The following is a 24,833-nucleotide window of genomic DNA, read 5'->3' as shown; positions in this document are numbered from 1 at the left end:
ACCATGATCTCACTTAATGAACTTTGGTTTGTGCTGATTGCGGTTCTCTTCGTCGGATTCTTCTTCCTGGAAGGCTTCGACTTCGGTGTGGGAATGCAGTCGCAAATGCTGCCGAAGGATGAAAGACAGCGCCGGGTTATGATCAACTCGATCGGTCCTTTCTGGGATGCGAACGAGGTATGGCTGATTACCGGGGCGGGGGCGATGTTCGCCGCTTTCCCCGAATGGTACGCGACGCTGTTCAGCGGGTTTTATGTGCCGTTTGTCTTCGCTCTGTTCGGGCTGATCCTGCGCGGGGTCGCGTTTGAGTACAGAGGCAAAGCGCAAACCGCCGGATGGAGAACGACCTGGGATCTGTCCATCCTGATCGGCAGCTTCCTGCCGCCTTTCCTGCTCGCGATAGTATTTGCGAGCTTCATCAAAGGTCTGCCGATTGACGGCGATATGCAGATGCACGCAGCCTTCTTCGGTGACATTGTCAATGTCTATACGGTGCTGGCCGGCCTTGCGGTTGTCCTGATGTGCAATATTCACGGTCTGCTGTTCACGGCGCTGCGCACTTTCGGCGAGCTGCAGGAACGGGCGCGCAGACGGGCGCGTACTTTGCTTCTGCCGACAGGCGTGCTGCTGCTGGCTTTTGTCATCATGACTTATTTCCAGACGGATATCTTCAAAGTACGCGGCGTGCTGCTGTGGGCGATTGCGGCGCTGGGACTGGTCGCTTTCTTACTGGCGGGTTATTTCAGCAAGCAAAAGCGCGACGGGTGGGCATTCGCCATGACGGGCGCGGTGCTGGGCCTTTCGGTTATCTCCGTATTCGTGGGCTTGTTCCCGCGGGTTATGGTCAGCTCGCTTGGCGAAGCTTACAACTTGACCATCACGAACGCCGCATCCGGTCAGTATTCGCTTAAAGTGATGACGATCGTGGCGCTGACGATGCTGCCGTTCGTGCTGGGCTATCAGATCTGGAGCTATTTTATCTTCCACAAACGGCTTAGCGATAAGGAGACTCTCGAATATTAATGGATAGAAATTTGCTTGGGTATAAAGGAGTGCGGCCGGTCTTTCTGGCGGTAGGCTTCCTTACCCTGGTGCAAAGCTTGTCCATCCTGCTGCTGGCGGCATCGCTGGCAGAAGTTATCTCCGCGCTGTTCGCGGGGAAGCCGCTGAAGGAACAATGGGGCACTGCGCTGTTGTTCCTTCTTGCGTTTCTGGTGCGGCATGCCTGCGGCCTGCTGATGAGCAGCATCTCGTACCGGTTCGCCGAGAAGACGGGCAGCGCCATGCGGCGTGAGATGATGGACAGGCTGTTTCGGCTGGGGCCGAGAATGGCCGGGGATCAAGGAACGGGAACCCTGGTGACGCTCGTACTGGAGGGCGTTACCAAGTTCCGCACCTACTTGGAACTGATTATTCCGCGCATGGTCTCCATGGCGGTAACGCCTGTGCTGCTGCTCTTTTATGTGTGTACGCAGGACCGCATGAGCGGCATAATACTGACTTTAACGATGCCGATCCTTATTGTGTTCATGATTCTGATCGGCATGACGGCGCGTAAGCAGATGGACCGGCAGCTGGAATCGTACCGTACGCTGTCCAATCACTTTGTGGACTCGCTGCGGGGGCTGGAGACGCTGAAATTTCTCGGACGCAGCAAGGGCCACAGCGAGGCTATTGCCGAGGTGAGCGACCGCTACCGCTCGGCAACGATGCGCACGCTGCGTGTGGCGTTTCTGTCATCGTTCGCGCTTGATTTCTTCACCATGCTGTCCGTCGCTTCCGTGGCCGTCAGTCTCGGCCTGCGGCTGGTGAACGGGGAGATGACGCTGGTTACGGGACTGACGATCCTAATCCTGGCGCCGGAATACTTCCTGCCGGTGCGGCTGGTTGGCGCGGACTTCCACGCCACGCTTGACGGCAAGGAAGCGGGCGAAGCGATGAAGAGCATTATTGACCGTGAACCGGTCAAGGCGGTAGCGCTGGAGCGAGGGGAGCCAACTTCTTCGATTGCTTTAGCAGGAGATGAGGCGCAGCCGGAAGGCCGGTTCCGTAAAAATGACGTGGGGTACGCTTCGGCGGGTAAACTGGATGGGAACTCCCCCGGCGGGGGGAGTTCTGAAGCAATTTCCGGGGGAGGCGCTTCTGTCTTGCCGGAGTCCACATTTGCCTGGAACGGCAGCAGTACGCTGTCTCTTCAGGGCGTTGGTGTACGGTATGAGGAAGGCGGCTCTTCCTCGCTAGAGGAAATCAATCTGCAGTTCACCGGCACCGGCAAAATCGGCATCATCGGTGAAAGCGGCGCCGGTAAATCGACGCTGATCGACGTGCTGGCCGGGTTTTTGCATCCTGGCGCGGGCAGTATAACGGTTAACGGCTGCAAAGTGAGCTCGCTGACTGACGATGCTTGGCGGCGCCAGACGTCGTATATTCCGCAGAAGCCGTACATTTTCAGCGGAACATTGGCGGATAATGTCCGTTTCTATTACCCGGAGGCTTCACAGGAAGCCGTTACCAGGGCGGTCGCAGCCGCAGGTCTATCGCCGCTTGCCGCCTCGCTGCCTGGCGGACTGGATGAGATGATTGGCGGCGGGGGGCGATCCTTAAGTGGCGGGCAGGAGCAGAGGGTTGCGCTGGCGCGGGCGCTGCTGAGCAATCGCCCGATCATGCTGCTGGACGAACCGACAGCGCATCTGGATATCGAGACGGAGTATGAGCTGAAGGAAACGATGCTGCCGCTGTTTGAGGGCAAGCTCGTCTTCCTAGCTACGCACCGTCTGCACTGGATGGCGGACATGGACCAGATTATTGTCATGAAGCAGGGCAGGGTTGCCGAAATGGGCACCCATCAGGAGCTGCTTGAACGCAAAGGCATCTATTACGAGCTTGTAGAAGCGCAACTGGAGGGGATTCATTGAGACGGGAAGGCTGGTTTGCTCCATATGTGTCGTCCTATTTCTGGCGTTTCCTGCTAATTGTTCTGCTGGGCGCGCTGACCGTATTCTCGGCTTCATCGCTGATGTATACCTCCGGCTTCCTGATTTCCAAAGCATCCATCCCGCCGGAGAACATCCTCATGATCTATGTTCCGATTGTCGGCGTTCGCGCGTTCGGTACAAGCCGGGCGGTTATCCACTATGTGGAGCGGCTGGTCGGGCATGATACGATTCTGCGGATTTTGTCCCAAATGCGCCAGCGGCTGTACCGCATTCTGGAGCCGCAGGCATTATTCCTGTCCTCGCGCTTCCGCACTGGCGATATCCTCGGGATGCTGGCTGACGATATTGAATATTTGCAAAATGTATACCTACGCACTGTATTTCCCGCCGTCATTTCCCTAATTATCTACGCTGCGGCGGTCATCGCCATCGGCACGTTCGATGTGCGGTTCGCGGCGCTGGTCGGCTTGTACATCCTGGTGCTGGTCGCCGTGCTGCCGCTTATTTCGCTGCTCGTGACGCAAAAACGTCAGCGCGAAGTCAAGCAGGCGCGCAACCGGCTGTACCAGAAGCTGACAGACGCCGTGCTCGGCATGAGCGACTGGATGATCAGCGGACGGCAGGGTCAGTTCGTTGAAACCTACGAGGCGGATGAACGGGCGGTCGCCCGCACGGACGCCGCGCTGCGGCGGTGGGCGCGGCTGCGTATGTTCCTGGGCCAGTCGGTGGTCGGCCTGGGTGTCTTATCCATGATCTGGTGGGCGGGCGGCGAATTCTCGCAGGGAGCCATTCCTGGCACATTGATCGCCGCCTTCGCGCTGGTGGTCTTTCCAGTTGCGGACGCTTTCCTGCCGGTATCGGAGGCTATTGAGAAAATCCCGCAATATCGTAACTCGCTGGAGCGGCTTGGGGATGTGGAGGAAAGGCAGTCGGGGTTGGCGGCGGGTGATGCGTCAGGCGGTGGCGATTCCGGCCATGCCGATTGGCATCCGTCTGCCGCTGGAGGCACGAACGTAAATTCGGCGCAGCCGGGTCAAGCGAGAGTGGTTCAAGGTAAGATGGAACAATCGGAGGCTGGAGAGTTGCGAGGTGGTGACGTGGGCTCCTTAGCTAATGGTGGCGGACGGCAGGTGGTTCGGAACGAGGGTTACGGCTTTGAATTCGGTTTGTCGGATGCGGCGACCTTCTCCCGGCTATCGGTAGCGCATATATCACTGCGCAACGCAGGCTACCGTTACGGTGAAGCGGGGGAATGGTCGGTCCGGGACTTGACGCTGGACATCCCCCAGGGGGCAAAAATTGCCATCATCGGCCGCAGCGGCGCGGGCAAATCGACGCTGCTGAAGATGATTCAGGGAGCGCTTGTTTCAACCGCAGGGTCAGTCACGATTAACGGACGTGCCGCCGCTTCTTACGGAGACCAGATTCCATCTATAATCTCCGTGCTGAACCAGCGTCCGCATCTGTTCGACACGACAGTTGCTAACAACATCCGGCTTGGCGACCCGGAGGCTTCCGAGGAGCAAATCGCGCAGGCGGGTGCTTTGGCGAAGCTGGGCGACCTGATCGCCTCACTGCCCGCAGGCTACGACACGCGGGTACGTGAAGCAGGCCAGCGATTCTCCGGCGGTGAACGCCAGCGGATCGCCCTGGCGCGTATTCTGCTGCAGAATACGCCGGTCGTTCTGCTTGACGAGCCGACGGTAGGTCTCGATCCGCGCACTGAGCGGGAGCTGCTGTCGACGATTTTTGCCGCAATGGAGGGCAAGACGCTGATCTGGGTAACGCATCATCTCGTCGGCGCGGAGCGGATGGACGAGGTGATTTTTATGGAGAACGGCAGAATCGAAATGCGCGGCACCCACGCCGAGCTGATGGCCTCCGAGCCCCGCTACCGCAGATTGTATGAGCTGGACCGGCCGGGGTATGCGGCGCAGCGCGCCACGTCGGCGGATTGAGCGAAACGCAGCATTTTTATAGAGTAATGCCAATCATAGACCCGTAAAGGCAAGGCTGCGTCAGGCGGCCGCTTTTGCGGGTAATTTGGATTTCTTTTTCGGCGGAATTGTGGTAGAACAGTAAGAGGAGTATTACGCTTTAATGAGCTAAGGGAAAGGGATGCTTGCATTACATGTATGTTGTCTGTAAAGAACATCTGGAGCTAGCCATCGATATGTTTGTCGACGAATACGAGGACGCGCCCGACGTCGTGGATCTGAAGGATACCGAATTCTCGGACTGGGACCCGCCCGCCAAATGCGCGGAATGCGAGAAGAACGCGGAGTTTTTGGTGGTGTAAATAAGATGAACAAGAAAAAGCACCTATGCGGGTGCTTTTTTATAAGGGGCAATTGGCATAAAGGGGGATAGCCGCATGAATTTGAGCATGAATTGGATTATGCTCCGGGTGCGCGATCTGGAGGCGTCCCTGAACTTCTATCACGAGATTCTCAAACTCCCGGTTCAGCGCAGATTCGAGAGCAGAGGCAGGCAAATCGCCATGTTGGGAGCAGAAGGGCAGCCGAAAATTGAGCTGATTCAGGGCAGCGAATCGGTACTGAAGCCGGAATCCGGCGTGTCTATTGGTTTTGAGGTGGAGTCCCTGGATGAGGCAATGGAATACCTAAAGAGCGAGGGCATCCCGATTGTCCGCGGGCCGGTCGCGCCCAATCCACATCTGCGTTTCTTTTATGTCTTGGACCCGGACGGCTTTGAAGTGCAGCTGGTGGAGCATAGCGATAAGGAGCTTAGCTAGTCTCAAGGCCAACACTTTCATATGAGGACACACGATATTATCAAAGGCACACCTGATCTGGCATGAAGGCGATACGGACTATTATCCGCTCGGCGTGACCGACCCGGACTACTGCGTGCTGAAATTTACGGCGGAGAATGGGCGGTACTACAGCCATTTTCACTCGGATAATTTTGAGGTGCCCTTGACGCGGTAACTCATAAACTGAAGGAGGAAGGCTGGAAAAAATGAAGCATCTTTTACTGAAATATATGGCCCGGCTGACCTCCTTGAGCGAAGCAGAGCAGCACGCGATTTTGGATGAAATTCGGGTAGAAGAATACAGGAAGGGAACCGTTCTGCTCAGGCAGGGGGAGATTCCCGGCAAATGTTATTTTGTCCTGAATGGGTGCGTACGGCAGCATGCGGTGGATGAGACGGGCCGGGACATAACCTCGAACTTCTACACGGAGGAGCAGGCGATCGCTATTTTCAATGTACATAAACCGGATAAATCGTCGGAGTACACCCTGACCTGTCTGGAAGATTGCGTATTAGTCGTCGGCCCGCTAGACACCGAAAAGGAAATGTACGCCAAATACACGCAGCTGGAATCCATGACGCGCCGGATGATTGAGGAGAGCTTCGGTCAGGTTCAGGAGGAGTTCGCCGCTTTTATCGCTTCTTCCCCCGAAGAGCGCTATAAGACCCTGCTTCTCCGAAGACCCGGACTCATCGACCGTGTCCCTCAGCATCAGCTGGCAAGCTATCTCGGCATGACGCCGGAGTCGCTGAGCCGGATCAAGAAGCGGCTTCACCGTGAACGCGCGGAGACGGAGTTTTGAACAGCAGCCAGATCCCGAAGCCCAGTTCCCCGGCGGTCATCGGCAGCATAAACACCCATTCTAGCCCCTTCACGAGACCCTCGGCCTCAGGCCAAAGCGTGCGGCACACATGGATGACGATATAACCGGCTCCGGCCAACAGCAGCAGGATGCTGATAATCTTCGGTACATTCCCTGCTCGGAGAGCCAGAACCCCCACAATCAGCAGATGCCCGCCAAAAATAATCAAACCAACCGACCATACCGCTTCAAAAGCCTGCAGAAACAGCATCGTCTCCGTCTCCAGCTGATTCGCCGTGAAGCCCGGAAATGCCCCGGTACTGCTGCCTGTAAGCAGTGAAACGACGACAAGACTGGAGACGGCCGCACCCAAGACCGCCGTATACGACAGGCGCAGCCATGCGCCCAGCAGGGACAGGCCCGGCTGCATCGGCTTCAGCACCTTATATAATCCCCATGCAGCCACGATGTCACAGATCATAATCAGAGTCCATGCCAAAATCTCAGCCCTGAACAGCAGGGGAGCGGCGGTCAAGCTGCCAAATGTAGCGTCCGGATCTCCCTCTGTGACAAGACCTCCATGTACATATCCGTACGAGAATGCGGCAGCAGCCGCCATCAAAATGAGTGAAATCCCGGTCGCCCGGGCCGCTGGAGTCGACATTCGAATAAACCTCCTCATAAGAATTCTTCATAGTTACATTGTACTAAGGAGGAAAGGGGACTTCCTTGACTTAAGTTAAGGGAAGGCTCGCGTTTGTGTATTCATCGATCCTTGTTTATCATTAGAGGACGAAGAAAGGGGAGTTCGGATCTTTATGTTCATTCAGCTCATTACGGTCGGCAATTTGAAGGAGAAGTACCTGGTTCAGGGCATCGCCGAATACGCGAAGCGGCTGACACGCTACCTCAAGTTCCAGATGATTGAGGTGGCGGATGAAAAAGCGCCCGATACCTTAAGCGAAGCCGAGGTATCGGGCGTGAAGGCGCGCGAGGGCGAGCGCATTCTCGCGCATGTGAAGGAGGGCGCGCATGTTATCGCGCTCGCCATCGACGGCAAGCTCTGGAGCTCGGAGGAGCTTGCCGCAGAGATCGACAGGCTCGGCACCTACGGGACGAGCCATGTCGTGTTCGTCATCGGAGGCAGCCACGGGCTCTCCGATGCGGTCCTGAGCCGCGCGCAGCAGCGGCTCAGCTTCGGGCGCATGACGCTGCCCCATCAGCTCATGCGCCTGGTGCTGGTGGAGCAGATTTATCGTGCGGTGAAGATCAATCGGGGGGAACCGTATCATAAGTAGGGCGAAATTTTTGGCATCAATAACTTGCTGGAGAACCAGAGGGGTAGGGTGGGAGGATTGGGCAACTACCCTGCCTAGGGAAGATTACTGCACAGCCGAGTTTGTGTAGGCAGATAATGGTTTACTACCAGTGTCTCGGTTCCAGTATAGTGTCTATCATTTTGGAATTACATATTTAGATAACTTAATACCTTTGCTGACTTCGAATGCGTAAGAAGTATTTAGTCCAGACAGACTTACAATTTCTTTTACGCTATAACTATTTCGAAGAATGATGTCAGCAAACTTAATACCAAACAGATGAATTTATGTTACCTGATAGCCTTGAGGTGCGCTGTTATACATCTGAGCCAGCCTTCTTCCTAATTCTTGTGCATTCAAAAATAACACATCCTTATTTAAGGAGTTTGTTTTGTACACAGTTCCGTATCATTACTTCTATAATCAGATAGCCAAACCCCTTAAAATTAAGTAGCTTTATTATAGATCGCTAAAGTTGCTTATTAAAAAATGCCCAGGGGAAAGAAAATATATTATTGAGTAATCAATGCTAGGCTTTTGATGATAATGAGGTGTGAAGTATGGGGATAGCGAGCTTTTCAATTGAATGATGGCGAAGTTAGTGAACTTGAGGGTAAATCAGTTACAATCGAAAAAACGCGTCAGACCTTAATGGAGCGACATTTAGAAGCTATTTGGTAGGCTTATTTTCATGGTAAAATGATCCTAGTATTAAACTGTTATGTTTTTCAAGTGGTTGGTACATAAGTTTTATAGTCATATTCTAAAAAGCAGAAGCAGGTGAGCTGACATGGCATCGCAAAATTTTAATTTTTTAGCTTCACAATGGGAAGTGCTTGATAAGGTAGCCGAAACTGCAGAACGTAATATTTATCAAGATCCGAATACGGCTATCTCCAAAATACGTACATTTGCCGAAACCATGGCAAAGTACATCTCGGCGTTTGAAGAAATCCGGGAGGAACAAACGACAACACAGGCACTTCGTTTGAATTTATTTAAATATCAGCAAAGCGTGCCTCGTGAAATGATAGAGTTATTTCATACCATTCGCTTAAAAGGAAATGATGCAGTCCATAATCCAGCATACGGCGATACTGAAGAGGCAAAAGCTTTGCTGCAAATGGCATTTCGATTGGCAGTATGGTTTATGGAGGTATATGGGGACTGGAAGTTTAAAGCACCGGCTTACCAAGAACCCACTGAAGAAAGTTTTATTTCAGAAGCTGAATTAGAAGAAATTACGCAAATCTATGAAGACAAGCTTGCACAAATGGAGGAAGAACTTGAAAGAGTCCGTTCCGAACAACTCTATGTAAATGGCAAAGATAAAGACCGCAGGCGTAAACGTTCTATGAGAGCCGGCAGCAATCTTCAGTTAACAGAAGAAGAAACGCGTATTCTAATTGATCAACAACTAACCGATGCAGGCTGGGAAGTGGACTCAAAAAATCTGCGATTTGCTAAAGGAGCAAGGCCAGAGAAGGGCAAAAATCGGGCGATTGCGGAATGGCCACTCAAGCAGGGGTTCGCTGATTATGCTTTGTTTGTTGGTTTACAGTTTGTTGGTATTATTGAGGCCAAACGGGCAAGCAAAGATATTCCGTCAGATATTGAACAAGCTAAAAAGTATGCTCGACTTGTCGTTCCAAATGGAGATGAACAGATTTTTGAACCTTGGGGTGATTATTTTGTCCCATTTCTGTTTGCAACGAATGGAAGACCATACTTGAAGCAACTTGAACAGAAGTCGGGTATTTGGTTTCTGGATGCGCGCTGTTCGACCAATCATCCACGTGCATTGCAGAATTGGTTCAAGCCAGAGGAAATCAGCATTCAATTAACACAAAATATTGAACAAGCAGAGCAGGCACTCCGCGATGAGAAGTTTGATTATTTACGTCTCCGTCCTTACCAAATTAAAGCCATTGAAAAGGTTGAAGAAGCTTTAGAAGCCAGTCAGAAGAATGTGTTACTCGCGATGGCAACGGGAACGGGCAAAACGCGAATGGCTATTGGGTTGATCTATCGTTTGATCAAAGTGAAGAGATTTAACCGGATTCTTTTTTTGGTCGATCGCGAGGCGCTTGGTGAACAGGCAGAAGCTGCTTTTCATGACAGCAAGCTTGAGAGTGCGCATGCATTTACGGAAATTTACGAATTGAAAGCGCTGAAGGACAAAAATCCAAATCCTGAGACAAAAGTTCATATTGCGACGGTTCAGGGAATGTTAAAACGTCTCTTTTACAGTCAGTCAAGTGATGACAAGCCAGGTATAGCACAATATGATTGTATTATTGTCGATGAAGCTCACCGGGGCTATACGCTCGACAAAGAAATGAGTGAGCTTGAAATTGAGATTCGCGATCATGCGGATTATGTGAGCAAATATCGTCAGGTGCTAGATTATTTTGATGCTGTGAAGATAGGATTGACTGCAACGCCTGCACTGCATACAACAGAGATTTTTGGTCCTCCTGTTTATACGTACACCTATTCGGAAGCGGTTATTGAAGGCTATCTGATTGATCATGAGCCACCTTATCAATTTGATACGGTACTTAAGCGCAATGGAATTACCTTTGAAAAAGGATCAGAAGTTGAAGTATATGATTCTGTATCTGGTACTTTATCGCAAGAGTACTTGGAAGATGAAGTGAATATCGATATATCTGGATTTAATAAACGTGTGCTTACCGACAGTTTTAATGAAGTGGTAGTAGGAGAGTTGGCTAACTATATTGCACCCGATGATGATGGGAAAACTTTAATTTTCGCAGTAACGGATAATCATGCGGATAAATTGGTAAATATGTTGAAACATGAGTATGATCAACGTTATGGCGGTGTCGAAGACAATGCGATTATGAAAATTACAGGCTCCATTGATGATCCGCTTGGCGCTATCAAACGTTTTAAAAACGAACGTTTTCCCAATATAGTGGTTACTGTTGATTTGCTCACAACAGGCGTTGACGTACCAAAAATCACAAACCTGGTATTTATGCGGAGAGTAAAATCCCGGATCTTGTATGAACAAATGCTCGGACGTGCAACCCGAAGATGTGACGAGATAGGTAAAGATCATTTCAAAATATTTGACGCAGTAGGTCTTTATGAATCTTTGAAAGACTATACAGCAATGAAGCCAGTTGTCGTGAATCCGAAAATCCCAATTACACAGTTGGTTGAGGAACTAGGCCATATTCAGGAAGATAATGATCTCAATCGGCATAAGGAGCAAATATTAGCGAAAATTCAGCGCAAAAAACACCGTTTCACTCCAACTCGTGAAGAAAATTTCAAACTGCTTGCTGACGGTCGTTCCATAGATGAATTTGTTTCTTGGGTAGAGCAACTGGAGCCGAACGAATTGCAGGAAAACTTAGCCCCTTACGAGGCTCTATTCAGATATCTGGACGAGAATCAAGACGGAGAGAATAAAGCCTATCGTTCGAATCATCAGGATGAATTTTTAGGTGTGACACGTGGTTACGGCAATGCGGATAAACCCGAGGACTACTTGCAAGGATTCGGAAACTTTATTAGAGACAATCTAAATAAAATTCCGGCCTTGATGATTGTATGTCAGCGTCCGGCGGAATTGACACGAGAGGAACTGAAGAAACTGCGTCTTGAACTCGAGCAAGCGGGATATACATTGAAAAATTTGCAGACCGCTTGGCGTGAAGCGAAAAATGAAGATATTACAGCGGATATTATTGCGTTCATACGTCAGCAAGCGCTTGGAGATCCGCTTGTCAGTCACGAGGAACGTGTACGTAATGCCATGAAAAAGATCTATCAGATGAAGGTTTGGCCAACGATTCAGAAGAAGTGGCTGGAACGGATTGAGAAACAATTGCTGCAAGAACCCGTTCTCGGACCTGATCCGGAACAGGCTTTCAACTATGAACCTTTCACAAGTCATGGGGGATACAAGCAATTAGACCGTATCTTCAGCGGCCAGTTGACTGAAATTGTGAAAGAAATCAACACGAACTTATACAGCTACGTTAAGAAGGAGCAAGCTTAATGAATAACCGTGAAATCGTTCAAAAACTATGGAATCTATGTAATGTGCTTCGCGATGACGGAATTACGTATCACCAATACGTGACCGAATTAACCTATTTACTGTTCTTGAAAATGATGAAGGAGACGGGCCAGGATTATATCGTGACGGAAGGTTACCGTTGGGATGACCTTGTGTCCAAGGATGGAATCGAGCTAAAGAACTTTTATAAATTGTTGCTGCTCGAACTTGGCCAGGCCGACAATGAGCTGCTCAAAGAAATTTATACAGATGCTACATCCTATATTAGCGAACCGAAAAATTTGGAGAAAATTATCAAGTCAATTGATGCGCTTGATTGGTACAGTGCCAAGCAAGAGGGTCTTGGAGATTTGTACGAAGGATTGCTGGAGAAGAACGCCAGCGAATTGAAATCCGGGGCCGGGCAGTACTTTACCCCACGAGTGCTGATTGATATTATCGTACAACTCGTTAACCCGCAGGCAGGGGAGCGCTGCCATGACCCGGCAGCCGGTACTTTCGGATTCATGATTGCTGCAGACCGTCATGTTCGTTCGCAGACCGATGATTATTTTGCTCTGCCTGAAATCGATGTGAATTTTCAGAAGTATCAAGCCTTTTCAGGTGTGGAGCTTGTTAAAGATACCCACAGGCTGGCAACAATGAATGCACTGCTGCATGACATACACGGCCAGCTTGTACTTGGCGATACATTATCTTCACTTGGCGAAGACTTGAGAAATTATGATGTCATCATGACCAATCCGCCGTTTGGAACGAAGAAGGGTGGCGAACGAATTACCCGGACCGACTTCACGTTCACGACTTCCAACAAACAGTTGAACTTTCTGCAACATATTTACCGGGCGTTAAAGAGTAACGATAAAGCGAAGGCCGCTGTTGTGCTGCCGGACAATGTCCTGTTCGAAGGCGGCACTGGCGCCGAAATTCGTCGGGACTTGATGGACAAATGTAATTTGCATACGATTTTACGTCTGCCTACAGGCATCTTCTATGCACAGGGTGTGAAGACGAACGTATTGTTCTTTACCCGTGGTAGGTCAGATATAGGAAATACAAAAGAGGTATGGGTATACGATTTGCGGACTAATATGCCTTCCTTCGGGAAACGGAATCCGTTGACCGAGAAACATTTTGAGGGATTTGTTGCCGCCTACACAGCGGAGCACCGTAGTGAAGTTCAGGATGAGCGTTTTAACGTCTTTACTCGTGAAGAGATTGCGAAAAAAGGAGATAGCCTCGATATCGGCTTAATTGCCGATGAATCACTCTCCATCTATGATAATTTGCCTGATCCAATTGAATCAGCGGAAGAAGCGGTAGGTAAGTTGAAACACGCAATACTGCTATTGAATGAAGTGATTAATGAATTGAAGGAAGCGGAAGGGCCAATGGTTACACAAGATGATGGGGGTTATAAAACCGACCAAGAGCAAGAGCTTCTCCAAGTGGCTGAGGCTAGTGAGGGATATAAGGCATGAGCAAGACCAGGGGAAAGAGTATGGAAGAATTGTTGAAAGAAGCGCTGGTACCGGAGGAACAGCAGCCTTATGAGCTCCCGCAAAATTGGGTGTGGGTAAAACTAGAAAATGTTCATGATATTATAACAGGATCAACTCCCTCAAAAAAAGTTCCCCAGTATTATGGTGGCAGTTTTCCAATCATTAAGCCGGGAGATCTTGACCAAGGGGACTCTGTTATTTTGGCGAGTGAATATTTAAGTGAGGAAGGTAAAGCTAAAAGTAGAATTATACCAAAGAATTCTACTTTAGTTTGTTGTATAGGTTCAATAGGAAAGGCTGGATTTACCCTTGTTGATTGCACTACAAATCAACAAATAAATTCGCTTGTTGGAATTAAGAATACTGTTGTTCCAAAATATACTTATTATTTCTCACTTAGTGAGTCCTTTAGACAAGCTTTAATTTCAAGATCATCATCTACAACTATTTCTATAATTAATAAATTTAAGATGGGCCAGATACCGTTCCCATTACCAGCTTATTCTGAACAAAGAAAAATTTCCGACAAAATTGATTCACTATTTACAAAAATTGATGAAGCAAAGCGTCTTATTGATGAGGCGAAAGAGTCTTTTGAACTTCGGCGGGCGGCCATTCTAGATAAGGCTTTTCGGGGAGAGTTGACGAATGGTTGGAGAGACACGAACATTAATATTGAAAGTCCACAAATGTACAATGAAGAGTCACGAATTGTTAGTTCTTCAATACCAAGTACATGGTCTAGGTGTAGATTAGAAGATGTGATTTTAAGTTTTAAATATGGAACCTCTGAAAAAAGTGACTATAATTATAGTGGAAAACCAGTTCTCAGAATACCGAATATTGGAGATAGCAGCCTTCTATTAGATGATCTTAAATTTCTACCAGACAATTCGGAATCTAACGTAGTTGCAGATGGAGACATATTAATTATTCGATCAAATGGAAGCAGAGATTTGGTTGGAAAATGTGCTTTAGTAACTAAAAAGGAAGAAAACTTTGCCTTCGCATCATATTTAATTCGCTTACGCCCCTCTGAAAGGATTATACCTGAATTTTTGTTATGGTTATTAAGATCTGAGGGGATAAAATCACAATTTTTTTCATATGCTAAGTCTTCTACTGGTATTAATAATATAAATATCAAAGAGTTATCGAACACTATAATTCCGGTTCCTCCAAAAGAAGAACAGCAACGATTACTTAATGTGATAAATGAACTTCTTAATAATGAAGATCATATAATCAAAATTATCAATAGTAAAAATTTAAGCGACCTAAAGGAGTCTATCCTACAAAAAGCATTCCGTGGTGAATTAGGAACCAATAACGCGACTGAAGAATCAGCCATTGAACTTCTAAAAGAAACATTGAATTCACAGAAAAAATAAGATTTATACAAGATTAATGCCAACATAAATAGGCTCATGAACGAATGATATAATGTTCGCTTCAAGAGCCTTACTTATTAGCGATTTATGAACGACCTGGGTACCCGGCTGGAGGCGTTTTAATTTTTGGAACTGATTTTGGTTTGGTTTTAGATTTAAACAATGTAGGATCAATATCAAACATACTGATTGCAAGCTGATTGCTTCCATGTACATGAGCTATAACTTTTTCATGTCCACTAAATGGAGCATGAGCAGCTGAACCCCCAAATTCGCCTGTATTGGCAAGTATGACCGGCTGATACATGTGATAATTAAGGGCAGTTACCATATTATCGAAAGTACCAATATCCTGATTTAACGCCGAGATAACAAATATATCTGAAACATCACGAAGATCGGCTGTTAACGCCATATCGGTAGAGTCATAGCAAATGGCACCAGCAACACGTATTGCTTGATCTCCTTTTTTAAATTCAATCAAAACTTCATACGGTCTGTATCCTTGGATTTTCATAGCTTTCTCGTTTGTAGTCATATTTTTTTTGCCTTGCCATACAGCTACATTAGGATCTTCATCAGAGTACAGAATCCAGATTGCTTGATTAATAATAGATTTATCGGATTTTCTCTCTTGAAAACAGACCCCCGCGAAAATACTGGCTTTAGTCTCTCGAGATAATCTTTTCAGAAGATCGATATCATTCGGATGAATTGAGAGCTCCGGAAAGACAATTAAGTCAACCACATTGGCTGCTTCTCTATTTTTGGTGCTTACATTTTCGATGGCAGACTGCCAGGTTGTCAGATGATGATTAAGTAATTTGCATACATCAGCTACGTGGGAGCGGTGCTTTTTTCGAAACGGAGGTGACCAGTATAACGGATTTCCGGTGTTAAAGTCCGAACTCTTAGGGAGCAAAGATTGCACGATGACCGCTCGAAATAACTCATCGTTATTACGCTTTTTGTTTAATACGGGCAAAATATAGGTAGGCGTGTTTGAAAGCTTACCATAAATTAGTCGTTGATCTTCGATTCTTTTTCGAATGATTTTCAATAATTCTTTTCTTGTCGGAGAATCAGAAAGCCCGTGCAAATGTTTCTCAAAATAATAGATACCCGGCCACTGTAAAAGACGCAGCAATAGCTCGCTGATCCAAGGCGACAACGGTAATAGATCAGTAAAAACACCTTGAGGAAATACAGACATACCAAAACGGCGGGTAAACCAGGTCGACCTGAATCCTTTATAACCGTGAGGAGTAGAATGATCTTGCCGAATCAAAAAGGAATGTGTCGTAAAATCATATTCCCCTGTGATACACGATCTTAATATACTTCCCAGGTTATATAGCCATCGATGCTCCTCTTTAACCCAAGGAGTTTTAAACAATCGGTCAGGTGATTTTTTAGTCATTGAAGAGTCAGTAAAAGTAATTTTAAAAGATTCTTTTTTGAGATTTTGCATAGATTCAAGGCTTTTAAACTCAACCTGTACATTTTCAACGGAAAGACCGTTTTCACTATTTAAAAGATTGAAAAAGTCTGGTTCATTGTCTTTTTCCTTTTTTGGACTCAGCAGCTTTTCAATAAGTAAAAGTAGAGCATTTTCTTGATGGAATGGGTTGCCAGCACTTGTAATAAGGGATACGAGATTCATAACTTTTTTCTTTGTAGTAGACAAATCTATATTTCTTTTAATAGCATTTCTATAAGCCAGCGTTAATAATTCTGGGACTTTTGCGCGAACATCCGGTTTTATTGCTAATGATTTAATAATATGTTGCATGAGGTCCGGTCGATTGATAGAAAGGAGTTTTAAAGCTGCTACTTGTTGCTCCTTCTTCAATATTTTATAGGTGACAGAGAACCAGGAACCAAATCTGGCTTGGTTAGGATCTAGCTGTTGAACAACTAATGCAGTGATAAGTGAGTCTTCAAATTTTATTGTATCTGCCTGGCTCATTGTTTCGTATAGTAAGGATTGATGCATTAAGTTATAGTAATACAGTTCCGGGGGAACTGTATTGAAAACATAAGGTTGCCCTAAAGAGGCAAGATAAAGAGCGGCTTGCTGCTTTGTATACCAGCAAAATTGATCGGCTGAATCTAGTATTCTTCTTGCAAAGATAGCGAGCTCTTCACGAAAACTAATGATGTCAAGATTCGTTGGATAGCTTTCTTCTGAACGGTAGCCGAGCCATACAGCACTGGCACAGAGAAGGTCTGCAGAAACATACTCCATGGCAAGCTTTTGATTGTTAGCGTCTCTATCATTAGACTTTTTTATGAATAATTTCAATTCAAGGGCCTCGATAACAATTCTTAGCAGCGAGGCATCCGGATAGAGATCAAAACCAAACTTTAATAGTGAGCATAACGCAGGATTTTTTGACCAAACGGCTATTAATTTTCTGGCGTATATTTCAAAATCGTGATCTATTCTATTCTCAGAAGTATTTTCTGAAAATTGATTTGTGATAAAAACATTCTCGTCTTCAACAGTCATTTCTTTTTGGAGCCTTAGAGCATCAACCAGACGCTTAGCGGCAAATCGTTTTAAGGTATCTGAGTTTACATCTACATTCAGGATGGCAATCTTTGATAGTGGGAGATCATTAACTAAATTACTGGTAGTATCGTTAAGTTGTTCTGAAAGCTGAAGAAAACCGTCTAATTCTCCGACTATCTGTCTTAATGAATCCACATCTGGTGTACCACTTAATGCACCTTGTAGCATTTGCATACGACTTGAAAGGTCACTCTGACTGGAAATTTCCCTAAAACTCTGAATTTTCACTTTATCAGGGTGAAGGGCGAGTGATTTGGCGGGCGCTCCTATTTCATCCAAATGCTCATCAAGGTAATTGTTAATTTGCTTCAGCACACTATTTTTTAAATCTTCGATACTAAGATCTTCATCTGCTTCAATAACTAATCTTATGTCATCAACATATCTGCAATAATCACGTATAGTAAAACTAATTGAAGGTGTTTCTGTTAAGTTGATTTCCTTATGAAGTGAGTTACCAACTCTTTGATCAAAACGTATTAAGTAAACATTTGAAAAAAAGCCTCCTGCGACAAGGCCTTGTGGAATACCTGTTGGTAGATTTTCTTTCCCTAATATCTGAACAGCCTTCTCTTCGTCAGTTGTATTCCATTTCCAAGAGAAAATTACTTTTAATGTTGCCCAGAACTCTTGGTCGCTCTGTAAAGAAGCATCGAGAGTATAGTCATTTAGGTATTTTTTATAAAGCGTTTCAGCTTCTTTAATTAAAGCGTCTCTCTCTACACAGTCATAAAAACTTTTAAGGTCTAATGAAATCACATATTGATTTTTACTGGGTTGACTCGCAGAGCCATAATGTTGGCAAATAACTTTAGGACGTTTTAAAAAATGTTGATAGTCTTCGTAGTACATTCGATAGCATTTTGAATTTCCCCAGGCAAACTTTGCTATTAATTTTCCCTCATCAGTTGGTTCCCATTGACAATGCAGGCGGTTCCCGTAGCTAAATATTTTCTTTTGTTGGGCTTCCATATAATCTGTTTCTTCGGTAGGTCCTTGCAGAGTCTCAATTGCATTAGCCAAACAAAGCATAGCGCTTGTAGCTATGGTCTGGTCCTGAATATTGATGTGAGCAAGAGGTCTTAGTTTAAAGCTTTCATCTTTTTTTGGTCCCCATTGTTTGGCTTTTTCGGTTTCGCCTTGAGGAAATTCCCAAATTGAAGTTTTTGGAGTGGGTACAAGCCGCATCTCTGTTGGTTTATATTCATTATTTTGCAAAGCATGGAACCAAACCTCTAATCGTTTCTCAAGATTAATAGTTGAGCAATCCAATTCTAGTACGTCTGCATACCAGTTGTGTCTTCGGATAAAATTATGCGATTTCTTCCATGCTTGGGCGAGGACAACTTGATCTATTAAGTATTCCTTCTTCGGTGAAATGGTTTCGTATTTATTAGCAATGATTGACATAACTCCTCCAAATTATAGGGTGTCCACTGAGCAAAAGGAAACAATTTTTTTCCTAAATAGTTCCCGTAATTATATTACTGTACGTACTAGTACCTCCTATTAAATTCAATATAAAGCTATAGTTTTGTCGTTATTATAAGCGAACTATTGTCTATAATTAAAGAGAATACTACTTAGGTCCACTTTACAAAACAATTCTAATATTTAATCTCTTCAGTATGATCATCATAATTTCCAGGGCACCCCTAAAATTTGCTGTTAGAGCGATACTGTGAACCCTACCACAAATAACACCGAAATATAACGACAGTTATAAAATAATCAGCTACATACGCGACTCAGCCTGAACCCGCCGAGGTCGCAGACAATGATTTGTCGTCTACTTCATTCGTTGCCCCTGGCCCTTGGGCAGAGAAGGTCTACCCCGGCTACCCGTATGAAACCGCAGGGGGCCGCCTTTCGGCTATTTTTCCCTAAGGATACCTGACTCTGATTTCGATAGCTTCTTTATTCAGGAGTCGAAGAGTGAAGGGCGGCACAGGCTAGAATGTCCGCCGACGTGCGAATTCTGCCAAGCCGCGGGAAGATCACGGAGCGCACATGCTCATGCTCCTCCTCACTGGAGCCGGTCATGGCGTCTATCGCAAAAATCACCTGATACCCGTGGGCGAAGGCTTCTCGCGCTGTGGTATCCACGCCAATACCTGAAGCAATGCCGCAAAGGACGATCGTCGTAATGCCACGCCGGCGCAACTGCTGATCTAGGTCCGTCGCATGGAAGGCACCCCATTGGCGCTTTGTAATCACGTGGTCGGTGTCCGTGACACCGATCTCTGGCACAATTTCATCCCAGCTGGGTGGCAGGTTCATTGCAGGAGGAGCCTGATCCAGCAAAGGACGCGGCATATCCTTGAAGTCCTTGCTGGATACACGCACGAGCCCCACGAATGCACCTGCGTTTCGGAACGCTTTTACCATAGAGGCGGCACGGCTGACGACTTGCTCAGCTGAATGAGGGGCATAGCGGTTTCCAAGCCATTTCTGCAAATCAATGACGATTAAGGCTGTCTGAGGAAAATGAAATAATAACTCTTCCATGAATCATCACACTCCGTGAACAAAATTGAGTTTGACCATCATTATGACTCTCTGTATAAAATTATGAACTATTGCTTACTTGACGCTATGTTTATTTAAAACATTTGAGCGAGTAAATGGAAATTATTTAAAAATCTCATTTTAATCTATAATTAATAGATCAATCAAAAAGGTTATAATAATTCCATAATACTATTTTTTATGAAAGATGGTCAGAAATTAACGAAGTAGTATTTGAAAGTGTTAGTGGCGAAGAATTCTCGCTCAGCAATGTTTCTTCATTCTCTTGCTCAACTTCCCCAATATTTCCTCCGTCTTTACTATCAACCGATCCCCATCCTCCACCTTCACAACTTCCAATCCCTTATCGCCCTCACTAACGATATAATTCAGCTCGCCAATAAACACCACAATATCAAGCCCTGGATAATAATCCGTGTGTATCAGCAGCAAAAGATCAATTAATGATATTTCTGAATCTGACTCTACCTTATTCTCATAAATATATAGCGCACGGATCATGGAGATGAGTGCCGAATGGCAAAGGAAGAGAGCAGTTTCGAACTGATGGTGATTTCTCATGATATGGGCTAGTTTCATATGATATTGAGCAAGATGATAGTAATCGTTTAATTTGTCTTGCAAGCTTTTCTCCATGACGATTGCCTCCTAATCTAGAAAAGGAAAAGTATTACACAATTATAATACTTATAAATATCAAAATAAATAATAATATTTAACGTTTGGTGTTTACCTGAATGAAACTTGTCTACACTTTTGACATGAGAGGTGAACACCATGGAGGACAAGGAAATATTGAAGCTCGTTGGAACCCGGATTCGTGCTCTTCGCAAAGAGCGGGGATTGTCCCAGGAAGCTCTTGGGGAAAAGGGCGGATTTCATTTTCATACATAGGACAGATTGAACGCGGTGAGAAGAATGTATCTTTATTGAATTTGTATAAGATTGCGGAATCTCTTGAAGTTAACTTGATTCAGTTATTTGCATATCTGGATGAAGAGTTCATGGTTACGTCGGCGGAGAGCGATATTCAAGACATTGTAGAGTTGCTTCGTGATACCAATGACGAGAAGATACGGATGGCTAAAAATGTGCTGAGAGAAATTTTAAGAGGTAACGCTTCTTCATAGCTAATGGTTTGACTATTTTCCCATCCCATAATAAATTTATACAAGATGCATATAACAAGGCCAAAGCATGGCCGTGACCTAACCATTCAGAGGCGTATACCCGGCATAGGGGATAACTGCCTCTTTTTTGCGTTGCATGATGGTGTCGTTGTTTCATAAATCTATTAGTTAGGGGCAGGAGTACAAAGATGAATGAAGAGCTTATAAGACAAATCTTGGCCTTCCGGGAGAATCGGAATTGGGAGCATTTACGCGGATTATGATGAATACAAGGATACGATGGGGAAGCGCGGACTGAAGAATAACAACCAGCAGCTTACTTCGCTCATTAAAAATATCTACAAGGTGTTAATATCCAGAGGAATGAAGGGATGCTACCTATACTGCCGGAATCCCGAACTGAGGGAGTACCTGGAAGGGCAGTTAAAGCGCATAATGGCAGAGTAGCCGCAATTATATTAATTTACTAAGGAGCAACTAATGATATCGATTATTGGATTTATAGCAGCTATACTCGTCTTATCCGTGTTGTCCGGTCTGATACAAGGAAATAAGAAGAAGAAAAAGCGCAGTGCAGGCAAGCGGCAAACCTCTGTTAAGAAAAGTGTTACCCCCACCTTTAACCGTTCCTCTACGACGTGCAGACCGGATGAAGTACTTTTGAAGACACCCCTGGAACAAATAAACGGCGCTGAGTTTGAAAGATTGCTGTCCCTGTATTTCCGGGATCAAGGCTATACCGTCAAAGAAGTGGGAGTGGGCGGCAAGGATGGAGGCGTAGACTTGGTCATTGTCGATAAACGCGGCGAAAAAACTGCGGTTCAGGCTAAATGTTATGCCGACCACAACAAAGTGCAGGTCATGACGGTTCGCGAACTGGTGGGCGCTAAAAGAAACCATGACTGCATCCTGTCTCTGCTGGTCACTACTTCCGATCTTACAGCAGGTGCGAAGCGGGAGGCGGAGCAATTCAAGGTCGATTACTGGCATGGCGGCCTTGTCGAGAACAAGCTCCGCGCCTGGGGCAATTGGCAGCCTGCTAAAACCAAAGCAAAACCGAGAAAGGTTGCCGGTTCTACAGTCAGAGCCGTAACCTGCGCATGCGGGGCTCCAATGGTTCAGCGTAAGAATAAGGAAGGCACAGCTTTCTGGGGCTGCAGTAATTATCCAAGCTGCCGGAAGACAAAGGCGATGTAAAAATAAACAGAGACCATCTTTAGCATTGCAGGATGGTCTCTGTTCAAAAATTGCCCCTTCAGCCAGCGCGGTGAACCGTATCACTAGTAGGGGCAAGTTTTTTGATTACTCTTTGGAGAATACCATATCTTTATCAAGCAAAACATTTGTGCAGTGAAATCCGATAAAGAAAAGGAACGGTACCTGTTCGATTTGCTTAAAAGGAGAGTCTGTGTGCCTACTAAACTAGTAAAAAATATCATCATGATTAGTTTGGTTCTTGTATTGTTACCGGCAACATCCATTTGGGCAGCATCCGTCATTACGGACCCGGCTTTGGCGAAAGTCATTCGAGCGGAATTAAAGCTGCCGGCGAATAAAGAGCTGAAGGCGGTTGATTTGCAGAAGTTGAAGTCTTTGTATGCTATGGAGTCCAAGTCTAAAATTACCAGTCTTCAAGGTCTTGAATATGCCGTCAACATGCAGAGCTTATTTCTGCCCAGCCAAAAGATAAGGAATATTACACAGCTGAGCAAGTTGAAAAAGTTAACGTTTTTAGCTGTTGACGGGAATCAGATTACAGACCTTTCACCGCTTTCCGGGTTAAGTGCTCTGCAAACACTGGTTGTTGACGATAACAAGATAAAAAGTCTAATGCCGTTGAAGAATTTACAAAAGCTGACCGATCTTCTTGCCAGTAACAATCAGGTGGAGGATCTAAGTCCCATTCAGAAATTGAAGTTAGAATGGCTCTTGCTGAGCGGCAATAAAATTCAAGATTTGACGCCGTTGAAAAATCATCCAACATTGGAGCATCTCTATCTGGATAATAATCTCATCCGGGATATTGCAGTGCTCGAAACAATGCCACAATTAAAAGAAGTATCTTTGGTAAACAACCCGCTGAATGAGCAAGCGGAGCAGGTTATCCAACAGCTGGAGAACAATGGCGTCATAGTATATTTGGAAAATAACAATGAAACTCAGCCGGAGTAGATTCAAACTTCTCTCGGGTAGGAGGAAAAGCTTGATGGCTCCATTTCAAGACATTCACTTTTTTATAGTTAATACTTCATTTTCTTGACTATTGTAATCTGGCCCCAATTTATAAAAAGAAATGAACAAAACCACTCTGATTGCTTACGAGTGGTTTTTTCTGTGAAAATCAAAATGGTTGGATGATCGAGTCTCGTCTTTAAAAGGTCGGTGTCTATAAACAATGAGCAATAGCTTACGGGCTAATGCAATGAGCGTTTTTTCACTAGGAATTCACGTTCCGGGTCGGGAATGTTTCGATCCAATCCCCATAGCAGCAATAACTTCCCTTGTAATCTTGGTTATTGCTGCTATTTCCTCTGCACTCCTACTGCTAATCAAGGTCATATGTTCATCCAGCGCTTTACGGTGGTCGGTGTTTTCTTCAAAACGGAAAATCTCGATGGCTGGAACTTGAAAGGCTGCGATTATTTTCTCTAACGTCTCCAAAGAAATGTTACGATCGCCCCGTTCTACCCCGCCTATATAACTGTAATGAAGCGATGCTGCTTCAGCCAGTTGTTCTTGTGTCCATCCCTTTGCTTTTCTTAGCTCACGTATCCGATTGCCAACGCTTTCTGGTAAATTCATGGGATCACCTCCACTTAAGGGTAGAAGAGGTACGCTGACCATTACAGATCATCAAACATAAATCATTATTTCGATTTATTGTACTTAAAAGTACTATTTATATTGACCAGCCATGCAAACAACTATACAATCAATTAAAAATGGATAAAAAAGGAGGCCCCCCCCTTGCGCCCTTCCATCCTGAGATCCCTCAAGCCGGATATCATTGTCGAAATGTTGGAAATGGCTTTTCACTGCGAGAATTGGGACAAGCTGCTGAACACATCGGACATTCTCTACAGCTATGCACAGTGTATTTATGAAGAGAGGCAGTATTACAAGGCAAAGAAATTACCTGTACCTCTGGTAAATATGGCGCGTCCGCTAGTTTACTATTACGGGTTCAGTCATCTGATGCGGGGGATTGCTTACCAGAAGCAGGGCCAGTATGATCAGGCCAGAGAATCCATCGATAAATATGCAGAACTCGGCTGGATGGAGGATTTAGGGGAGGAAGGCATGCAGATTGTCGAGGAGTTCAGGTTCCTGGCGAGGGCGAATGGATTTGCGCTGGATATTTTGTCGGGGAAGACGGAACGGCTGGCGGAATATGTAGTTTTTTTGAAGAATAATCCGGAGGAACTGCTGCCGGGACTAGATACCATATTGCAGGCTGCGCTGCGGCATGGTCTGAATGTGGATGAGCTTTTAGATACGTTTGCGGAGCAGGCCGCTGAGTTTGGGGAGTATGAGGATGCAGGCAATGTCTCGCATTATTATAGCTATTGTTATCACTTGGCTTTATACCATAAGCAGGCAGGCGGACAAGATAAAGCGTTGAAATACGTGATGCAGGCATTGATGCTGGCTCACCAGTCGGGGAATGACAGGAATTTTAAAAAATGTATGGCCCTATTCGAATCGCTGCGGGAAGGGGCGACAGAGGAACGGATTCGGCAGTTTGAGGAACGCTTGAGGGGATGTCTGACTTAATTTCACTAATTTTTTTCACTACCGTTCAGCTTCGGCTGGGC

The 24,833-nt window shown here is 46.0% G+C and carries 20 protein-coding genes and 1 pseudogene; 15 read left to right on the top strand and 6 right to left on the bottom strand.

The window, feature by feature from the left end:
* Positions 1-3 precede the first annotated feature (3 nt).
* The 6 genes from cydB to VK70_RS21925 all read left to right on the top strand — a co-directional run bounded on the left by cydB (position 4) and on the right by VK70_RS21925 (position 6,515).
* Positions 4-1,023: a cytochrome d ubiquinol oxidase subunit II gene (cydB, locus tag VK70_RS21945; protein ID WP_025695429.1), complete on the top strand. Its 1,020-nt coding sequence runs from the start codon at positions 4-6 to the stop codon at positions 1,021-1,023.
* Positions 1,023-2,915 (top strand): thiol reductant ABC exporter subunit CydD, encoded by a 1,893-nt coding sequence (cydD, locus tag VK70_RS21940; protein ID WP_025695428.1) that lies wholly within the window; start codon positions 1,023-1,025, stop codon positions 2,913-2,915. The genes cydB and cydD overlap by 1 nt, the downstream gene beginning before the upstream one ends.
* Positions 2,912-4,894: an amino acid ABC transporter ATP-binding/permease protein gene (locus VK70_RS21935; protein ID WP_025695427.1), complete on the top strand. Its 1,983-nt coding sequence runs from the start codon at positions 2,912-2,914 to the stop codon at positions 4,892-4,894. Before cydD ends, VK70_RS21935 begins: the two co-directional genes overlap by 4 nt.
* A gap of 173 nt (positions 4,895-5,067) precedes the next feature.
* Complete coding sequence (locus VK70_RS27500; RefSeq protein ID WP_081754833.1) at positions 5,068-5,235, top strand: CxxH/CxxC protein; 168 nt, start codon at positions 5,068-5,070, stop codon at positions 5,233-5,235.
* Between the two features lie 75 nt (positions 5,236-5,310).
* The gene (locus VK70_RS21930; RefSeq protein ID WP_051505057.1) at positions 5,311-5,691 is read left to right on the top strand and encodes a VOC family protein; all 381 of its coding nucleotides are present in this window, start codon (positions 5,311-5,313) and stop codon (positions 5,689-5,691) included.
* Positions 5,692-5,918: 227 nt separating this feature from the next.
* A complete protein-coding gene (locus VK70_RS21925; protein WP_025695425.1) occupies positions 5,919-6,515 on the top strand; it encodes a Crp/Fnr family transcriptional regulator in 597 nt (198 codons plus the stop codon).
* On the opposite strand, the gene VK70_RS21920 is transcribed toward VK70_RS21925, so the two are convergent.
* Positions 6,472-7,179 (bottom strand): DUF4386 domain-containing protein, encoded by a 708-nt coding sequence (locus VK70_RS21920; protein ID WP_025695424.1) that lies wholly within the window; start codon positions 7,177-7,179, stop codon positions 6,472-6,474. The genes VK70_RS21925 and VK70_RS21920 overlap by 44 nt on opposite strands.
* Positions 7,180-7,333: 154 nt before the next feature.
* Between VK70_RS21920 and rlmH the strand changes: the two genes are divergently transcribed.
* Positions 7,334-7,813: a 23S rRNA (pseudouridine(1915)-N(3))-methyltransferase RlmH gene (gene rlmH / locus VK70_RS21915; RefSeq protein ID WP_046723761.1), complete on the top strand. Its 480-nt coding sequence runs from the start codon at positions 7,334-7,336 to the stop codon at positions 7,811-7,813.
* A gap of 156 nt (positions 7,814-7,969) precedes the next feature.
* Here rlmH and VK70_RS29655 read toward each other — a convergent pair whose 3' ends face one another.
* Positions 7,970-8,113 (bottom strand): HTH-like domain-containing protein, encoded by a 144-nt coding sequence (locus tag VK70_RS29655; RefSeq protein ID WP_428829536.1) that lies wholly within the window; start codon positions 8,111-8,113, stop codon positions 7,970-7,972.
* Positions 8,114-8,624: 511 nt separating this feature from the next.
* On the opposite strand from VK70_RS29655, the gene hsdR reads away from it, so the two are divergent.
* From hsdR to VK70_RS21900, 3 genes are read left to right on the top strand one after another with little or no spacing between them, the layout of a single operon-like run.
* Complete coding sequence (gene hsdR / locus VK70_RS21910) at positions 8,625-11,870, top strand: type I restriction-modification system endonuclease (RefSeq protein ID WP_025698257.1); 3,246 nt, start codon at positions 8,625-8,627, stop codon at positions 11,868-11,870.
* A complete protein-coding gene (locus VK70_RS21905; protein WP_025698256.1) occupies positions 11,870-13,372 on the top strand; it encodes a class I SAM-dependent DNA methyltransferase in 1,503 nt (500 codons plus the stop codon). Before hsdR ends, VK70_RS21905 begins: the two co-directional genes overlap by 1 nt.
* Positions 13,373-13,392: 20 nt before the next feature.
* Positions 13,393-14,784, top strand: coding sequence for a restriction endonuclease subunit S (locus tag VK70_RS21900; RefSeq protein WP_233277724.1), 1,392 nt, complete (start codon positions 13,393-13,395; stop codon positions 14,782-14,784).
* Positions 14,785-14,869: 85 nt separating this feature from the next.
* Here VK70_RS21900 and VK70_RS21895 read toward each other — a convergent pair whose 3' ends face one another.
* From VK70_RS21895 to VK70_RS21885, 3 genes are all read right to left on the bottom strand, one after another.
* Positions 14,870-18,769 (bottom strand): reverse transcriptase domain-containing protein, encoded by a 3,900-nt coding sequence (locus VK70_RS21895; protein ID WP_025698253.1) that lies wholly within the window; start codon positions 18,767-18,769, stop codon positions 14,870-14,872.
* A 507-nt stretch (positions 18,770-19,276) separates the two neighbouring features.
* Positions 19,277-19,867, bottom strand: a complete 591-nt coding sequence (locus VK70_RS21890) for an isochorismatase family protein (RefSeq protein ID WP_025698250.1) — start codon at positions 19,865-19,867, stop codon at positions 19,277-19,279.
* A 264-nt stretch (positions 19,868-20,131) separates the two neighbouring features.
* Positions 20,132-20,524, bottom strand: coding sequence for a HEPN domain-containing protein (locus tag VK70_RS21885; protein ID WP_025698248.1), 393 nt, complete (start codon positions 20,522-20,524; stop codon positions 20,132-20,134).
* A 141-nt stretch (positions 20,525-20,665) separates the two neighbouring features.
* Between VK70_RS21885 and VK70_RS21880 the strand changes: the two are divergent.
* From VK70_RS21880 to VK70_RS21870, 4 genes and pseudogenes are all read left to right on the top strand, one after another.
* Positions 20,666-21,018 (top strand): annotated as a pseudogene (locus tag VK70_RS21880) (helix-turn-helix domain-containing protein).
* 231 nt (positions 21,019-21,249) lie between these two features.
* Positions 21,250-21,465 (top strand): DNA/RNA helicase domain-containing protein, encoded by a 216-nt coding sequence (locus VK70_RS28055; protein WP_155986949.1) that lies wholly within the window; start codon positions 21,250-21,252, stop codon positions 21,463-21,465.
* A gap of 33 nt (positions 21,466-21,498) precedes the next feature.
* Positions 21,499-22,215 (top strand): restriction endonuclease, encoded by a 717-nt coding sequence (locus VK70_RS21875; protein WP_025697726.1) that lies wholly within the window; start codon positions 21,499-21,501, stop codon positions 22,213-22,215.
* A 213-nt stretch (positions 22,216-22,428) separates the two neighbouring features.
* Positions 22,429-23,190 carry a leucine-rich repeat domain-containing protein gene (locus tag VK70_RS21870; RefSeq protein ID WP_025697728.1) on the top strand — a complete coding sequence of 254 codons (762 nt, stop codon included), beginning with the start codon at positions 22,429-22,431 and terminating at the stop codon, positions 23,188-23,190.
* Positions 23,191-23,463: 273 nt separating this feature from the next.
* Here the strand turns inward: VK70_RS21870 and VK70_RS21865 are convergent, their stop codons facing one another.
* Entirely contained in the window at positions 23,464-23,820 is a 357-nt protein-coding gene (locus tag VK70_RS21865) for a helix-turn-helix domain-containing protein (RefSeq protein WP_025697729.1), read from the bottom strand.
* A gap of 165 nt (positions 23,821-23,985) precedes the next feature.
* Here VK70_RS21865 and VK70_RS21860 point away from each other — a divergent pair, with 165 nt between their 5' ends.
* A complete protein-coding gene (locus VK70_RS21860; protein WP_144415290.1) occupies positions 23,986-24,792 on the top strand; it encodes a DNA-binding protein in 807 nt (268 codons plus the stop codon).
* The last annotated feature ends 41 nt before the right edge of the window (positions 24,793-24,833 follow it).

Origin of the sequence: Paenibacillus durus ATCC 35681 (assembly GCF_000993825.1) — a bacterium.
In the GTDB taxonomy this organism is placed as follows: domain Bacteria; phylum Bacillota; class Bacilli; order Paenibacillales; family Paenibacillaceae; genus Paenibacillus_AQ; species Paenibacillus_AQ durus_B.
The sequence above is the reverse complement of the archived record's forward strand: the minus strand, read 5'-3'. Positions and strand labels throughout refer to the sequence as shown.

Coding starts and splice junctions, on each gene's coding strand:
- VK70_RS21900 (WP_233277724.1), top strand. CDS start 13,393: ATGGAAGAATTGTTGAAAGAAGCGCTGGTACCGGAGGAACAGCAGCCT.
- VK70_RS21905 (WP_025698256.1), top strand. CDS start 11,870: ATGAATAACCGTGAAATCGTTCAAAAACTATGGAATCTATGTAATGTG.
- hsdR (WP_025698257.1), top strand. CDS start 8,625: ATGGCATCGCAAAATTTTAATTTTTTAGCTTCACAATGGGAAGTGCTT.
- rlmH (WP_046723761.1), top strand. CDS start 7,334: ATGTTCATTCAGCTCATTACGGTCGGCAATTTGAAGGAGAAGTACCTG.
- VK70_RS21875 (WP_025697726.1), top strand. CDS start 21,499: ATGATATCGATTATTGGATTTATAGCAGCTATACTCGTCTTATCCGTG.
- VK70_RS21890 (WP_025698250.1), bottom strand. CDS start 19,867: ATGGAAGAGTTATTATTTCATTTTCCTCAGACAGCCTTAATCGTCATT.
- VK70_RS21920 (WP_025695424.1), bottom strand. CDS start 7,179: ATGTCGACTCCAGCGGCCCGGGCGACCGGGATTTCACTCATTTTGATG.
- cydB (WP_025695429.1), top strand. CDS start 4: ATGATCTCACTTAATGAACTTTGGTTTGTGCTGATTGCGGTTCTCTTC.
- VK70_RS21925 (WP_025695425.1), top strand. CDS start 5,919: ATGAAGCATCTTTTACTGAAATATATGGCCCGGCTGACCTCCTTGAGC.
- VK70_RS21865 (WP_025697729.1), bottom strand. CDS start 23,820: ATGAATTTACCAGAAAGCGTTGGCAATCGGATACGTGAGCTAAGAAAA.
- VK70_RS21895 (WP_025698253.1), bottom strand. CDS start 18,769: ATGTCAATCATTGCTAATAAATACGAAACCATTTCACCGAAGAAGGAA.
- VK70_RS21930 (WP_051505057.1), top strand. CDS start 5,311: ATGAATTTGAGCATGAATTGGATTATGCTCCGGGTGCGCGATCTGGAG.
- cydD (WP_025695428.1), top strand. CDS start 1,023: ATGGATAGAAATTTGCTTGGGTATAAAGGAGTGCGGCCGGTCTTTCTG.
- VK70_RS27500 (WP_081754833.1), top strand. CDS start 5,068: ATGTATGTTGTCTGTAAAGAACATCTGGAGCTAGCCATCGATATGTTT.
- VK70_RS21885 (WP_025698248.1), bottom strand. CDS start 20,524: ATGGAGAAAAGCTTGCAAGACAAATTAAACGATTACTATCATCTTGCT.